This is a genomic window from Pseudomonas sp. KU26590 (assembly GCF_026153515.1).
Taxonomy (GTDB): Bacteria; Pseudomonadota; Gammaproteobacteria; order Pseudomonadales; family Pseudomonadaceae; genus Aquipseudomonas.
The window spans coordinates 4,402,993-4,417,705 of the sequence record NZ_CP110644.1 but is presented as its reverse complement, the minus strand read 5'-3'; the positions used below and the strand labels follow the sequence as shown (position 1 = coordinate 4,417,705).

Here is a 14,713-nt window from a genome sequence, read left to right as displayed (position 1 = left end):
GCTGGCGAGCAGCAGCAGCCGATCAGGGCTTGTACTGGCCCGGCGTTGCCGCCAGATGCTTTTTGAACGCCCGCTGAAAGTGCGCCTGATCGGCAAAACCACTCTGCTGGGCGATGTCGGCGATGGGCTCGCCGCTGCGCAATTGCGCCTGGCCGTGCTGGATGCGCCGGTTGACCAGCCAGGCGTGCGGGGTCATGTGGTAATGCTGCTCGAACGCACGAATCAGGTAGGCCTCGGACAGATTCGCCACCGCGCATAAGTCCTCCAGCTGAATCGGTTGCAGATAATGCGCATCAAGGTACCGCGCCGCGCGTTCGACCTTGGGATTGGCCCGTCTGGGCGTCAGCGTCGAGCCGCCCAGGCGCTGCTCGACCAAGGTGAAAAACCCGACAGCGGCTTCTTGTTTGGCCAGTGTTTCCAGTCGCGCATCCACCAGCCGCCGATGCAGCGCCAGCAGCCCGTCGAACAACAGCGGGTCACGACTGTGGGTCGCCGGATACCCCCGAAACACGCCCCCGTTGCTCACCCCGCAATCGCGCTGAAGCGCGCCCAGCCACTGCGCGTTCACGTACAGCATCAGGTAGGACCAGGGCTGATCATCGATGGGATTGCAGGCGTGGACCTCGCCGGGGTTCATCACCACAACGGTGCCGGTGGTGATGGTTTGGGTGGTTTTCTCGTGCAGATAGGTGCTTTGGCCGGCGGTGATCGCGCCGATGGAAAACACTTCATGGGAATGGCGGGAATAACAGACCTTGCGGCCGTCTTCGATGGAGCGCGCCTCAATGAAGGGCAACTGCGCGTCCCGCCAGAACACCGGTTTATCACGCTGTTTCACCGGGTCATGGCAGGTCATTTCAGCTCATCCCTTCGCGCGCGTGCAGCTGTGAAAGAGGTCCAGCACCGGCTGGTATTCCATGGTGGTGACGCCGAGCAAGCCTAGCACCGAATGAAACAGGTAGTCATGGCTCAGGTCCGGCTGGTCTTGCCTGGCAGCCAGACAATGGCGATCAACGCCGGCGTCTTCCAGGGTCGAGTGGCCGAACCACATCACCATCGGCACGTGGGTCTGCGCCGTAGGGGCGATGGCGTAGGGCGCGGCGTGAAGGTAGATGCCGTTTTCGCCCAAAGACTCGCCGTGGTCCGAGACATAGATCATCGAGGCATCGACCTTGTCCTGGTTGCGCTTGAGCAGCTCGATGGTCTGCGACAGAAAATGATCGGTGTAGAGAATGGTGTTGTCGTAGACGTTTTTCAGCTCGTCGGACGTGCAACTGCCCAGCTGATTGGTGCGGCAGACGGGCGTGAAACGCTCAAGGGTCTTGGGGTAGCGATCGTAGTATTCCGGGCCGTGGCTGCCATCGGAATGGAGGACGATGATTGCATTGTCCTGCAGCGAGTCGATGTAGTCCTGCAAGCCCACCAGCAGCGATTCGTCCAGGCAAATCTTACCGTCGCAGAACGGGCTCGGCTGGTTTTTCGGAACGTCACGGTGGGGTACGCGCAGGCAGGTGCCTTTGCAATCGCTGTTGTTGTCCAGCCACACCACCTTCAAACCGGCGCGCTGGAGCATGTCCAGCAGGCCCTCGTAGGTCTTGCCCTTTTTGTCGCTGTAGTCGGTGCGCGGGAACCTGGAAAACATGCACGGCACCGAGACGGCCGTAGAGGTGCCGCACGAGGCCACGTGGGTGAAATTGAGAATGTCCTGCTGCTTCAGCTCCGGGTTGGTCTCCCGCCCGTAACCGTTGAGGGAGAAGTGGTCCGCCCGGGCGGTTTCGCCAACGACAAAGATCATCAGGCTCTTTTTCGGCCGCTGTTGGGCTTGCGGGCTGAGCGCCGCATCGGCACCAACGGTCTGGATTTTCAGCGTCTCTTTGATGGCGACGGTCTGCTTGGTCAGCTTGCCGATGGCGTAAATGTAATTGGTCGGGTTGATGAAGTGGGTGAGCTTGTCTTCATCGCGAAAGATCGGTGCGTAGGTCGAGTAAAAGGGCCCGACGGCAGCGGCGATTACCAGCACACAGCCGACGCACACCAGCACTTTGTTGACCAGCCCGGGCAGCACGCGGCGATAGGTCACCGGCAGCCACCAGATCAGCGCGATCGGCAGCACGCCCAGTAGGCTCAGGTAGAGAAACAGCTTACCGCTCAACAAGGCCTGGGCCTCGCCGGGGTTGGTCTCGAGCACGTTCTGCATCATCGTCGTGTCGATGCTGATGCCGTAGGTGTTCATGAAATACGCGGCGGCGGCCGAGCACAGCGCGACCAGGCTCAGCACCGGCTTGAGCGTCGGGCGAAACGAGAAGGGCGTGAGCAGCAGAGTGATCGCGGCCCACAAAAGGAAGGCAAACGACATATAGAACGCGATGGCTTTGACGCCCTGTAACTGCGCCAGATCCATCAGCGCGCGCCAGGTCGCCAGGTTATAAAACACCACCAGAAACAGGGAAAACAGCATCACCAGACGGGTAGACGTGACCGGTTTGACCATCGAATTCATTTCCATATAAGGGGCCATGCAGTGCCTGGGTTACGGGTGCATCAGGCATTTCCATCCTTGGGGCCGAGACGTCGGGTGAGTCAGTCAATGGCTGCCGGAAGGGTAGGCGGGACAGGCCGCGCGGAGTTTTCCAAAACGATTGTGAAGGATTTGTGAAAGCGTGAAGGCGCCGAATTGCTCTGGTTCAAAACAGTTTTTGCAGAATGTCAGGCGCGGGTGTTTATTGCCCCGCGATGACCTTGTCCACCGTGCCGTCCTGCTTGAGCCGGGCGAACGCCGCGGCGATTCGTTGCACTGTCTCCTCCGGGGTGCTGGCGCTGACGGCGACGTAGAGACCTTTGGACAGTTCGTCGAGGGTGAAGACGCTTTCCAGTTCCTCGAACGCGATGTGCAGATCGGCGCACTGCTCCCGGGCCTCGCGCTCGGGCATGGGGATCAACTCGACCTGGCCGCTGATCAGTTTGCGCAGATTGTCGAGATTATTGGGCGAGACCACCATCCGGCTGAAACCCTTACCCCCCAGGTACTGCTGCCGCGAATCATCACGCACCACCCCGACGGTGTAATGGCTGGCGTCCTGCAAGTCCTTGACCAGCACATCGCGGCGCTCGCGAAGTTTGTAAAACGACGGCGTCACCTGTTCCAGCTCGCCGACCCATTTGAACAGCGCCTCGCGCGCGCTGCTGCGAATGATCGGGTAGATGAGCACGTTCGCTTCGAGCCGCGCGATGTCGTAGGCCCGCGCCCACGGGTAGAGCGCCATGTGGTAGTCGGTGATGCCGGCGTCGGCGAGGGTCATCTCGACGACTTCACTGGCGACCCCGACCACCTTGTCGCCCTCAAGCGCGCTGTAGGAGGAGTCTTCGGTCACCACTTGCAGCGTCGTGGCGTCTGCGCTCAGGCACACGAACAGCATCAGGAAAGTGACCAGAACACTGCGCTGACGGTGAATTTTTCCCATGGCATGCCTCTCGGTTCAGATTACACAGCGGTCCCGGCCCTGGCTTTTCGCCCGGTACAGCGCCCGGTCGGCACTCTGCAGCAGTTGATCGAAGTGCTCCATGTTCGCCGGGTCGAGCTCGGCCACGCCGATGCTCAAGGTCACGAAAGGCGAGACCGGTGAAGCGCTGTGTACCAGTTGTTGCCGGGCCAGCAGGCCGCGCAGGCGATCGGCCGAGGCCAGCGCCTGGTCCTCGTCCTGCCCTGGCAGCAGCACGGCGAACTCTTCGCCGCCGAGCCGCGCCACCAGTTCGCCGGAGCGCGAGAACAGGGCGCTCATGGCCAGCGCCACGTCGCGCAGGCATTGATCACCCCTGGCATGGCCGTAGGTGTCGTTGTAAAGCTTGAAAAAATCGATGTCGCACATCAGCACCGACAGCGGCTGGCGATGACGCAAGGCGCGGTTGAATTCCAGCTCCTTTAGCTCGTCGAAATGCCGGCGGTTGGCCAGGCCCGTGAGGGGATCGAAGCGGGTCAGGGCTTCCAGGCGCGTGTTGGCAGCCTTGAGCTGTGCAGTGCGCTGCTCGACCAGTTCGGCCAGTTGGTCGCGGCTGGCGGCCAGGGCGATTTCGTCGCGGGCCTGACGCTCAAGGTGCGCGGCCAGTTTGTCCTGCAGGTCATTGACGCCCGCTTCGAGCAGGTCGAGTTCGTCGCCGGCCTTGCCGCGCCGCTCCAGAGTCAGATGCGTCTTGAGGTTGAGCGGCGTCAGGTGTTCGAGGTGCCGGGCAATGCGCCGCACGTGCAGCGTTACCGAGCGGTTGAACATGCCCATGATCAGCCCGGCGAGCGCCAGGGACTGGATGATCTGGGTGAGCATGATGACCGCGACTTCTTTCCACAGGCGTTTCCACAGCAGGCTTTCGTCGCCTTCGATGGTCAGCTCGCCGACCACTTCGCTGGCGCCGGGGTAGGGCGCGATGGTCAGTTGCCGATGCAGCGCCGGGGCGCGGATCGAGCCGATGTGGCCGGGGTGCTGGCGTTCGAGGATTTCCGGGGCGCGACCGGGCCGCAGGATCTTCAGCTGGACCCGGCCCACCGGCGCCGCCGTGGCCACGCTGTCGATCTGCGTCTGCAGCGCCTGATCATCCATTTCCCACACGGCTTTGGACAGCGTGCCCTGGAACACCTGATCAATCAGCGTCAGCTCGGCGTTCATGTTCGCCAGATTGGTGTTCCAGGCGAACCAGGTGCGCACCAGCACCGTCGCCGCCGTGAACAGCACACAGAACGCCAGCGTCGCCAGCACCAGACGCCGCGCCAGCGAACCGGTGCGCTGTCCTGTGCGCGGGATCGGGCGGTTGTCGCCGGGCGGGTCGGAAGGCGTTTCGATCTGCATGCTCATTGCCACTTGCGCGCGATGGCGTCGTAGGTGCCGTTGGCGCGAAGGGTTTGCAGGCCTTTCTGAAACAGCTGAACCGTCGCGTCTGGCGTGCCGACGCTGAACGCCATGTTGAAGCCGCCGGCTTCTTCCAGCTCTTTGATGCGCAGGGATTGCACCAGTGTCCGGGTCGGGTCATCGCCGACCTGCCGGGCGAGGTAGTAAGCGTTGAGCTCGTCGGAAATCCACAAGTCGACGTGGCCGGTCTGCAGTTTCTGGTAATTGAATTCGTAGCGATTACTCGATTGCAGCTGATGGCCGATCACGAACTTGCGCGCCATCAGGTACTGCTCGCCGACGTCTTCATTGACCGTCGCGGTCTGCCAGTCCCGGGCATCGTCCAGATTCAGGAGGGAGACGGGATGGCTGGCGGACGAATACAGAAACCAGCGCGACGAGGCGATGGTGCCGACCCACTTGAACAGCCGCTCGCGCTCGGCGGTGCGTGTGATGGAGTAGATCAACACGTTGGGGGTGTGCAGCGCCAGGTCATAAGCCCTCGCCCAGGGCATGGACTGAATGGAGGCCTGCACATTGACCTCCTTCAACACCGCCTGAACCACCTCGGTGCTCATGCCGGTGAGCACGCCGTTGCGGGTCATGTTGTAGGGCGGGAGTTCCTCAGTGACAACATGGATCTCGACACGAGTTGCATCCGAGTTAATCGATTCAGCTCCCGATGCGCCCGAGCCCACGCACAGCAACAGCGCCGCACAGAGTGCACTGCCCAGTGGGTGAATGAGCGACTGGAGTTTCATCGATAACTACCTCATGGGTGCAAAAGCGACAGATTTGGGGCCGTGAACACTCCGGCGCAACCGTAACCGACTGCCTTGCACACCGGGATATCGGCTGAATAATCCGTCACTTGAGACGGCATGCTGACGAGCATCCTAACAGCATGGACAGACGATTCCGGGTTCGCCGGCGGCGGTGCACCACCTCTCGCAAACTCGCCGTCTTCCAGACTAAGCACATCGCGGGCCAACCCCCGATTTCCAGTGCCGGACTGGCCTCTTCCCGGCTAAAGCCGGTCCCACTAAAAAGCCGCGTGCAGCCAGTGGGACCGGCTTCAGCCGGGAATGGACGCGGAGCGTCCCCGGGATGCATACCCACGCAGAGCGTGGGTACGATCATGCAAAAAGCCGTGTGCAGTCAGTGGGACCGGCTTTAGCCGGGAATGGACGCGGAGCGTCCCGGGATGCATACCCACGCAGAGCGTGGGTACGATCATATTTGGTGGTGGCCAAACTGGCCTCTTCCCGGCTAAAGCCGGTCCTACCAGGGAAGCCTTTGATCTGCTTTTGATCTTCGTACACATAAGGTCCAGACACCGCCAGACGCGACTTGGGTGCAGGCCGAACGCAGACTACGCGTAGTGGGCCGAGCCGCATGGATGCGGCGAGAGCGCCGTCAGGACATGGATGTCCGTTCGGCGCGGGCCCACGGAGCGTCGTCGGAGTGAGGGAACCCTGACGAAGGAAGGGCCCAACCAGGAGCAAGCACCCTTGGTTACTTGGGGTGCTTTTCCAAGTAACTCGCCGAAGGCGAAACAGTCTGCCGTTAGGCAGACCCTCCCAGCCGCACCGCGAATCTCGCCGCTCTTTAAACGCCATAACTCAACACTGTGGCGTTCTGCCACATCCGACTAAGCGCGTTTAATTGACCTGGATCAAAGGTGCACGAAGGGCCTGTAGGAAAAATACCCCGCACCCCGACGAGTCTTCAACATGCCCGGTCCTTTCGATTTCCTCAAACACCCCCTGGCCAAAGACATCAGTCTGATCCTCCTGATCAAACTCATCCTGCTCATGGGCATCCGCAGCGTCTGGTTCGACGCCCCGGTCGAGGTCAAGGACGACGGAGTGCAAGCCGGCCTGCATGTACTGGGCGCCCCACCCGCATCCTCTGAGAAAAACCCAAAATGATATCGGAATCAGTCGTCGACCTCTCCCGGCTGCAGTTCGCGATGACCGCGCTGTACCACTTCCTGTTCGTCCCGCTGACCCTCGGCATGACCTTCCTGCTCGCCATCATGGAATCGGTCTACGTCATGACCGGCAAGCAAGTCTACAAAGACATGACACAGTTCTGGGGCAAGCTGTTCGGCATCAACTTCGCCCTCGGCGTCACCACCGGCCTGACCATGGAATTCCAGTTCGGCACCAACTGGGCGTACTACAGCCACTACGTCGGCGACATCTTCGGCGCGCCACTGGCCATCGAAGGCATGATGGCGTTCTTCCTCGAATCGACCTTCATCGGCCTGTTCTTCTTCGGCTGGGACCGCCTGACCCGCGTCCAGCACCTGGCGGTCACCTGGCTGGTGGCGATTGGCTCGAACCTGTCAGCGCTGTGGATCCTCATCGCCAACGGCTGGATGCAAAACCCGGTCGGCGCCGAGTTCAACTTCAACACCATGCGCATGGAACTCACCAGCTTCAGCGACCTGCTGTTCAACCCCGTCGCCCAGGTCAAGTTCGTCCACACCGTGGCGTCCGGCTACGTCACCGGCGCGATCTTCGTCCTGGCGATTTCCAGCTGGTATCTGCTCAAGGGCCGCGACATCGCCTTCGCCCGGCGTTCGTTCGCTATCGCCTCAGCATTCGGCATGGCCTCGATTCTGTCGGTGATCGTGCTGGGTGACGAATCCGGCTACGAGATCGGCGACGTGCAGAAAACCAAGCTCGCCGCCATCGAAGCCGAATGGGAAACCGAACCGGCACCGGCGGCGTTCACCTTGTTCGGTCTGCCCAACCAGGCCGAGCAGCGCACCGATTATGCCGTCAAGATTCCCTACGTGATGGGCCTCATCGCCACCCGCTCGGTGGATAAACAGGTCACCGGGATCAAGGACCTGGTCCGTGAACACGAAGGCCGCATCCGCAACGGCATGACCGCCTACGACTTGCTCGGCCAACTGCGTAGCGGCGACAAGAGCCCACAGACCCTCGACGCCTTTAATGCGGTGAAGAAAGACCTCGGCTACGGCCTCTTGCTGAAGAAGTACACCGACAAGGTCGTCGACGCCAACGAGCAGCAGATCAAACAGGCTGCGCTGGATTCGATCCCGCAGGTGGCGTCGATCTTCTGGACCTTCCGCGTAATGGTGCTCAGCGGGATGCTCATGCTGCTGTTGTTCGCCTGTGCCTTCTGGGCGTCGGCACGCAAGAACGAAACCCGCAAGCGCTGGCTGCTCAAGTGGGCGCTGTTCAGCCTGCCGCTGCCGTGGATCGCCACCCAAACCGGCTGGTGGGTCGCCGAGCACGGCCGTCAGCCCTGGTCCATCGGTGAAGTGCTGCCTGTGCACCTGTCGGCCTCGACCCTGTCGGCGGGAGATGTGCTCGGTTCGATTGTGGCGCTGGTCGGCTTCTACACCGTCCTGCTGATCATCGAGATGTACCTGATGATCAAGTTCGCCCGACTCGGCCCCAGCAGCCTGCACACCGGTCGCTATCACTTCGAGCAAGGCGCCCACGGCGACGCTGCCCACGCCAAACAACCGGCCCTGGCCTGAGGAATTCACGATGTTCGATTACGAGACACTGAAAATGATCTGGTGGGTGCTGGTCGGCGTGCTGCTGATCGGCTTCGCCCTCACCGATGGCTTCGACCTGGGCGCGGCAATGCTGATGCCCTACGTCGGGCGCAGCGACAGCGAGCGCCGCGTGGTCATCAACACCATCGCCCCGCACTGGGACGGCAATCAGGTCTGGCTGATCACGGCGGGCGGCGCGCTGTTCGCGGCGTGGCCGCTGGTGTATGCCGCTGCGTTTTCGGGTTTGTATTGGGCGCTGCTGCTGGTGCTGTTTGCCCTGTTCGTGCGGCCGGTGGGTTTCGACTACCGCAGCAAACTGGAAAACACCCGCTGGCGGCAGAGCTGGGACTGGGGCCTGTTCGTCGGTGGCGTGGTGCCGTCGCTGGTCTTCGGCGTGGCGTTCGGCAACCTGTTGCTGGGCGTGCCGTTTCAGTTCGACGACACCCTGCGCTCCAGCTATCACGGCAACTTCTGGCAGCTGTTGAGCCCGTTCGGCCTGCTGGCCGGCGTGGTCAGCCTGAGCATGCTCGGACTGCACGGCGGCAGCTGGCTGATGATGCGCACCGAAGGCGCCATTGCCCGACGCTCCCGCCGTGCGGCCCAGTGGCTGTCGCTGGTGTTTCTGCTGTCGTTCATCGGCGCCGGTGTGTGGCTGGTGTTCGGCGGCATTCAGGGCCTGGCGATCACCTCGGCGTTCGATGCCGGGGCTGCGCTCAACCCGCTGGCTAAAACCGTGACGGCCAGCAACCCCGGCTGGCTGGCCAATTATCAGCAGCACCCGCTGACCGTCATTGCGCCGCTGCTGGGGATTTTTGGTGGCTTGATGGCATTGCTCGGCGCCAGTGCGGGGCAGGGCAGAACGGCGTTCCTGGGCAGCAGCCTGGCCATCGTCGGCGCGTTGTGCACGGCAGGTTTTGCGCTGTTCCCGTTCGTCATGCCGTCGAGCCTGGACCTGGCGTCGAGCCTGACCCTGTGGGACGCCGTCTCCAGCCATAAAACCCTGATGATCATGCTGATTGCCGCGTCCATCTTCGTGCCGTTGATCCTCTGCTACACGCTTTGGTGCTACGCCAAGATGCGGGGCAAGGTCACCACCGCGCACATCGACCACAACCCTCACGGCCTTTACTGAGCCGTGCTCTAAAGGAGAAACGATCATGTGGTATTTCGCCTGGATTCTCGGCGTGTTGCTGGCCTGCAGCTTCGGCATCATCAACGCGCTGTGGCTGGAGGCCTCCGACGCCGCGGCGCTGGAGAGCGGCCGTGGCCGCTGAAGCGCTCAACGCACCGTTCAGGCACGCCATTGGCCGGGTGCTGTCCCTGCTGATGGCCGTGCCGCTGAGCCTGGTGCTGCTGATTCACCCGGCGTCGATGCTCGACGCCAACGGCCATTATTCCCACAGCCTGCTGATGCTGATCATGTGGGGCGTGGCCGGAGGATTCGTCCATGGTGTCGGTTTCGAGCTGCGGGCGAAGGCCTGGCGGGTGATGTTTCACCCGCTGCTGGCCTGGGCGCTAATGGCCTTGGGTTATGGAATGTGGCTGACGGCGCGTCAGTGGCTTTGAGCCCTTTGTGAGGTAGAGGCAACCTTGGCCGTCTCCCCTGGCCTGCTGTGCCCGATCAACGCGGCAATCGCGCGCAGCAGGCCGGGGGATATTTCTGAAGGTGCCTATAGCTGGTTCTCAGCGCAGCGCGCCGGCAATGCAACACGATTTCGCCCTCAGCATTTCATCCTCTGAAACAGTGGATTGCCGATTCTGGTCATTTCCCAATCCGGCGGTCAGGCCCACTATCGGTTTCACCAGCGCGGCCCTCCATTGCGGCACCGCCGCCCCACGCTGAGTTGATCCACCTGCCCAGGAGCCCACCCCATGACCGCCATCACGCTCTATCACTTTCCGCTGTCCGGCCACTCTCACCGCGCCGAGCTGATGTTGTCGCTGCTGGGCATCGACCCGAAGATCCAGTTTGTTGATCTGGCCAAGGGCGAGCAGAAGAAGCCGGAATTTCTGGCCATCAACGCCTTTGGCCAGGTGCCAGTGATTGATGACAACGGGGTCATCGTCGCTGATTCAACGGCGATCCTCGTGTACCTGGCGAAGAAGTACGACCCGTCGGGCCGCTGGTTGCCGAATGATCCCGAGGGCGCGGCGCAAGTACAGCGCTGGTTGTCTGCCGCGTCCGGCGCGATTTATCTGGGCCCGGCGCGGGCGCGTCTGATCACCGTGTTCGGCGCGGCCTTCGATCCGAAAGACACGATCCAGCGGGCCCACGACGCGCTGGGTGTCATTGATCAGCACCTGAGCGGCCGCGACTTTCTTGCCACCGATCACCCCACCATCGCCGATGTCGCCGCCTACAGCTATATCGCCCACGCGCCTGAAGGCAACGTCTCGCTGGACGAATACGTCAACGTGCAGGCATGGCTTTCGCGCATCGAGAACCTGCCGGGCTTCACGCCAATGCCGCGCACGGCAGCAGGTCTGGTCAAGTAATCATCCGGGATTCCAGGGAGTTCGCGCCATGAACGAGATTCGCACTGAAATACCCTCGCCATGGCATTCCGGCGAGCGCGCTCTGCAGGCCAACGTCGGCGTCGCAGAGCGCATGGAAACCTTGGGCAAGCGCGTCATTCGCGACTTCATGCCCGATCAGCACCGTGAGTTCTACGAGCATCTGCCGTACCTGATCATCGGCGCCGTGGACACCGAAGGCTGGCCTTGGGCGAGCCTGCTGGACGCCCAGTCGGGGTTTATCCATTCCCCCGATGCCTGGCGTCTGGACATCGCCCGACGCCCGGATGCCGAGGACCCGGCCGACGCAGGATTTGCGCCGGGCGCGGCGGTGGGCATGCTCGGCATCGACTTGCACACCCGCCGTCGCAACCGCCTCAACGGGCACATCAGCGACGTGCGGGACAACGGTTTTTCCGTGAGCGTCGAGCACTCGTACGGCAATTGCCCGCAGTACATTCAGCTGCGGGCGCTCAAGCAGGTGCCGCTTGCGTCGGCGGCGGAGCGTCCGGCAGCGCAGCCTCTGATCTCACTGGATCACGCCGCGATCGCCACCATTCGTGGCGCCGATACCTTCTTCGTCGCCAGCTATGTCGACCTTGAGGGTGCGCAGCCCCATCGTTCGGTGGACGTTTCCCACCGGGGCGGCCAGGCCGGCTTCGTGCGGGTGGACGGCGACGTGCTGACCATCCCGGATTTCGCCGGCAACCTGTTTTTCAACACGCTGGGTAACTTCCAGCTCAATCCCAAGGCGGGCCTGCTGTTCGTTGATTTCCAGACCGGCGAGCTGTTGCAGATGGCGGGCACGGTGACGCTGATCCTCGACGGGCCGGAAATCGCGGCGTTCCAGGGCGCCGAGCGACTCTGGCAGGTGCGGGTGGAGCAGGTGGTGCGTCGGCCGGCGGCGTTGCGCTCGCGATGGGAATTCCAGGGGTGGTCGCCGAACAGCCTGATGACCGGCGACTGGCAGCAGACCGCCGCCCGTTTACAGGCCGATGCCCTGCGCGATCAATGGCGGCCCATGCGGGTGACGCGGATCGAGGACGAAAGTGAAGGCATTCGTTCGTTCTATTTCGAGCCTGCCGACGGCGGCGGTTTGCCCGCGTTCAAGGCCGGTCAGCATTTGCCGCTGCGCCTGGCGCCTGAAGGCCGTACGCCGCCGCTGATTCGTACCTACAGCCTGTCCAGCGCGCCGTCCGACGGATTCTTGCGCATCAGCGTCAAGCGCGACGGACTGGCCTCGGCGTATTTGCATGATCAGGTGAAGGTCGGCGATCTGCTCCAGGCGCGGGCGCCCCAAGGCAGTTTCGTGGTGGACCCGCAGGAGCGCCGGCCGCTGGTGCTGCTGGGGGCGGGCATCGGCGTCACGCCCATGCTGTCGATGCTGCGAGAAGTGATCTACGAAGGCAAACGCGTGCGCGGAGGGCGGGCGACCTGGTTCATCCAGAGTGCACGTCGTCTGGCCGACCTGGCGTTTCGCGAAGAAGTGGACACACTCATTGCAAAGGCTGGCGATCAGTTAACCGCGATCCGCGTGCTGAGCCAGCCGGAAGCGTCGGCGCGTGTGGGTGAAGACTTTCACCTGACCGGTCGCATTGACCTGGATCTGCTCAAGGCGCTGCTGCCGTTCAACGACTACGATTTCTATGTGTGCGGCCCGGCCGCGTTTACCCAGGAAATCTACGATGGCCTGCGCGCCCTGCAGGTTCGCGATGAGCGCATTCATGCCGAAACGTTCGGCCCGTCCAGCCTCAAGCGCAGCGGTGATTCAACGGTGGTTGCCTTTGAGCAACCGCCCGCCGCCACTGAAGCGGTGCCGGTGCTGTTCGAACGCTCCGCCAAGCAAGCGCGCTGGCAACCCGCCGGTGGCAGTCTGCTGGAACTGGCCGAGAGCCGCGGACTGAACCCCGAATTCAGCTGTCGCGGCGGATCCTGTGGCACCTGCAAGACCCGGCTCATCAGTGGCCAGGTGCATTACCCGGTCCCGCCCGCTGAAATGCCGGCGCCGGACCACGTGCTGATCTGCTGCGCAGTCCCGGCTTCAGGGCCGTTGGTGCTCGATCTGTAACCATCCATGCGTGTGCGGGAGAGACGGCGATGAACCCATGGCCAGCGTTGGAGAAAGATGAAACCCCGATGCCCTATCAGGCAACCGAGCAGGAGATCTCCTGGTTATTGCCGCAGTCGCTGGCGTCCCTGGCCGGCGAGTTGGCGGCAAGCCATGAGCCCATCGACAATCCGGCGACCCTGCGGCTGTTCATGTGGGTGCGTTCGGTGTCGGGATTTGAGCGGCCGCGATAACCGCAACGGCAGGGCGAGCAGGAAGTTCGCCCTGGCAATGGTTGAAATGAGGCAGCGTCTGGTCGGATGATATGCGCCGGTTTACCCACCGTTCGCAGTGGCTCACCGGTGTCTCATCTCCCCCCGGGGTGAGTTGCCAGTCGCCGTGCGGCGCTCGTTGCCCCTTCACAAGGACGTTCATCTTGATCACCCGCAGAACCCTCCTCGGCGCATCGTTGCTGGCTGTGCCCTCATTATTGAGCCTTCCCTCACTGGCCGCCGAGCGTCGCTCCGGGGCGTCTTCCGACCCAGTCATTGAGCAGCAACTGGCCGACCTCGAACGTCGTCACGGCGGCCGGCTGGGGGTTGCCATTCTGGACACGGCCAGCCAGCGTCTGATCAGCCATCGCGGCGATGAGCGCTTTGCCCTGTGCAGCACCTTCAAATGCCTGGCTGCCGCCCATGTGTTGACGCGGGTCGATCAAAAGCAGGAAGACCTGTCGCGGCGTATCGTCTATTCCGCCGAGCAACTGGTAGCGTATTCACCCACCACCGAGCTGCACGTCGGCGGGCAAGGCCTGAGCGTCGGTTCGCTGTGCGAGGCGGCGATGACGCTGAGCGACAACACTGCGGCGAATTTGCTACTCGACAGCATGGGCGGTCCGAACGGTCTGACCGCCTGGTTGCGTTCGATGGGTGACACGCAAACCCGCCTCGACCGACGCGAGCCCGACCTGAATGAGAACCGGCCAGGGGACCCGCGCGACACCACCACGCCCGTCGCCATGCTGCAAACGCTGAACACCCTGGTGCTGGGCGACGAACTGACGCTGCCGTCCCGCGATCAGCTGACGGCGTGGCTGGTGAACAACCAGACCGGCGACAAGAAACTGCGCGCGGGTCTCCCCGGCAGCTGGCGCGTCGGCGATAAAACCGGTTCGGGGGCCAACAACGCCAGTCACGATGTGGCCGTTATCTGGCCCGGCGACCGGCCGCCCATTCTGCTCACGGCTTATTACACCGGCTCAAAAGCCAGCGGTGATCAGATCAATGCGCTGATGGCGGACATCGGGCGTTTGGCTGCAGCGATTTAGCCCGACATCAGCCATCGCGTCCCAGAGCAAGCGTGCTCGGTGGTAAAGACCCCAACCGCAAAGTCTCGACACACATTCCTTCGGAACGCATGCCTTGGGCGATGGCATTCAGGAGCTCCACACGCCTGCACGCCTCTAGGGCAGCGCCTGTGCCGTCAAAGAATTGCCACAAATGACGCCAGCCGGGGAGATATGTGGCGCATTGCTATTAAATTCCCTCCGCCTAGACAACTTCGGCCTCAGCCAATGAAACCGGGGGTTTCATTTTTACGCAATGTAGGAAAAGGCTGACAGACGCCTCCGTTTTTGCGCGCGGTCTCAAGACTGTCATCAAACAGAAATGTTTCCGGTTTTAAATCTGCCTCGGGTCGTCAACTGTGACCACACACACAAAATTCTCTTGTTGAGGT

The 14,713-nt window shown here is 62.5% G+C and carries 15 protein-coding genes and 1 pseudogene; 10 read left to right on the top strand and 6 right to left on the bottom strand.

The features are described from left to right. Positions 1-22: 22 nt before the first annotated feature. The 5 genes from OKW98_RS19675 to OKW98_RS19655 all read right to left on the bottom strand — a co-directional run bounded on the left by OKW98_RS19675 (position 23) and on the right by OKW98_RS19655 (position 5,635). A complete protein-coding gene (locus OKW98_RS19675) occupies positions 23-856 on the bottom strand; it encodes an AraC family transcriptional regulator (protein ID WP_265386268.1) in 834 nt (277 codons plus the stop codon). A gap of 6 nt (positions 857-862) precedes the next feature. After that, complete coding sequence (locus tag OKW98_RS19670) at positions 863-2,518, bottom strand: phosphoethanolamine transferase (protein WP_416147414.1); 1,656 nt, start codon at positions 2,516-2,518, stop codon at positions 863-865. Between the two features lie 202 nt (positions 2,519-2,720). Next, positions 2,721-3,461 carry a substrate-binding periplasmic protein gene (locus OKW98_RS19665; RefSeq protein ID WP_265386267.1) on the bottom strand — a complete coding sequence of 247 codons (741 nt, stop codon included), beginning with the start codon at positions 3,459-3,461 and terminating at the stop codon, positions 2,721-2,723. Positions 3,462-3,476: 15 nt separating this feature from the next. Beyond that, positions 3,477-4,835 carry a sensor domain-containing diguanylate cyclase gene (locus OKW98_RS19660; protein ID WP_265386266.1) on the bottom strand — a complete coding sequence of 453 codons (1,359 nt, stop codon included), beginning with the start codon at positions 4,833-4,835 and terminating at the stop codon, positions 3,477-3,479. 2 nt (positions 4,836-4,837) lie between these two features. Beyond that, positions 4,838-5,635 (bottom strand): substrate-binding periplasmic protein, encoded by a 798-nt coding sequence (locus OKW98_RS19655; RefSeq protein ID WP_265386265.1) that lies wholly within the window; start codon positions 5,633-5,635, stop codon positions 4,838-4,840. Between the two features lie 972 nt (positions 5,636-6,607). On the opposite strand from OKW98_RS19655, the gene cydP reads away from it, so the two are divergent. From cydP to OKW98_RS19620, 7 genes and pseudogenes are all read left to right on the top strand, one after another. After that, positions 6,608-6,805: a cytochrome oxidase putative small subunit CydP gene (gene cydP / locus OKW98_RS19650; RefSeq protein WP_265386264.1), complete on the top strand. Its 198-nt coding sequence runs from the start codon at positions 6,608-6,610 to the stop codon at positions 6,803-6,805. After that, on the top strand, positions 6,802-8,394 hold the full coding sequence (locus tag OKW98_RS19645; RefSeq protein WP_265386263.1) for a cytochrome ubiquinol oxidase subunit I: 1,593 nt from the start codon (positions 6,802-6,804) through the stop codon (positions 8,392-8,394). The genes cydP and OKW98_RS19645 overlap by 4 nt, the downstream gene beginning before the upstream one ends. A gap of 10 nt (positions 8,395-8,404) precedes the next feature. Then, positions 8,405-9,547, top strand: coding sequence for a cytochrome d ubiquinol oxidase subunit II (cydB, locus tag OKW98_RS19640; RefSeq protein ID WP_265386262.1), 1,143 nt, complete (start codon positions 8,405-8,407; stop codon positions 9,545-9,547). A gap of 25 nt (positions 9,548-9,572) precedes the next feature. Further along, positions 9,573-9,689 carry a cytochrome bd-I oxidase subunit CydX gene (cydX, locus tag OKW98_RS19635; RefSeq protein WP_265386261.1) on the top strand — a complete coding sequence of 39 codons (117 nt, stop codon included), beginning with the start codon at positions 9,573-9,575 and terminating at the stop codon, positions 9,687-9,689. Between the two features lie 52 nt (positions 9,690-9,741). Further along, positions 9,742-9,981: a cyd operon YbgE family protein gene (locus OKW98_RS19630; protein WP_265389786.1), complete on the top strand. Its 240-nt coding sequence runs from the start codon at positions 9,742-9,744 to the stop codon at positions 9,979-9,981. Between the two features lie 306 nt (positions 9,982-10,287). Then, positions 10,288-10,911 carry a glutathione S-transferase family protein gene (locus OKW98_RS19625; RefSeq protein ID WP_265386260.1) on the top strand — a complete coding sequence of 208 codons (624 nt, stop codon included), beginning with the start codon at positions 10,288-10,290 and terminating at the stop codon, positions 10,909-10,911. Positions 10,912-10,939: 28 nt separating this feature from the next. Further along, positions 10,940-12,547 (top strand): annotated as a pseudogene (locus OKW98_RS19620) (pyridoxamine 5'-phosphate oxidase family protein); the annotation flags it as partial. Here OKW98_RS19620 and OKW98_RS27640 read toward each other — a convergent pair. Beyond that, positions 12,449-12,655: a ketosteroid isomerase family protein gene (locus OKW98_RS27640; RefSeq protein ID WP_416148522.1), complete on the bottom strand. Its 207-nt coding sequence runs from the start codon at positions 12,653-12,655 to the stop codon at positions 12,449-12,451. The pseudogene OKW98_RS19620 and the gene OKW98_RS27640 sit on opposite strands and share 99 nt — an antisense overlap. Between OKW98_RS27640 and OKW98_RS27635 the strand changes: the two genes are divergently transcribed. The 3 genes from OKW98_RS27635 to bla all read left to right on the top strand — a co-directional run bounded on the left by OKW98_RS27635 (position 12,578) and on the right by bla (position 14,303). Continuing rightward, complete coding sequence (locus tag OKW98_RS27635) at positions 12,578-12,997, top strand: flavin reductase family protein (RefSeq protein WP_416148520.1); 420 nt, start codon at positions 12,578-12,580, stop codon at positions 12,995-12,997. The two genes, OKW98_RS27640 and OKW98_RS27635, sit on opposite strands and share 78 nt — an antisense overlap. Positions 12,998-13,026: 29 nt before the next feature. Further along, on the top strand, positions 13,027-13,230 hold the full coding sequence (locus OKW98_RS19615; protein ID WP_265386258.1) for a hypothetical protein: 204 nt from the start codon (positions 13,027-13,029) through the stop codon (positions 13,228-13,230). A gap of 182 nt (positions 13,231-13,412) precedes the next feature. Continuing rightward, positions 13,413-14,303 carry a class A beta-lactamase gene (bla, locus tag OKW98_RS19610; protein ID WP_265386257.1) on the top strand — a complete coding sequence of 297 codons (891 nt, stop codon included), beginning with the start codon at positions 13,413-13,415 and terminating at the stop codon, positions 14,301-14,303. Positions 14,304-14,713: the final 410 nt, after the last annotated feature.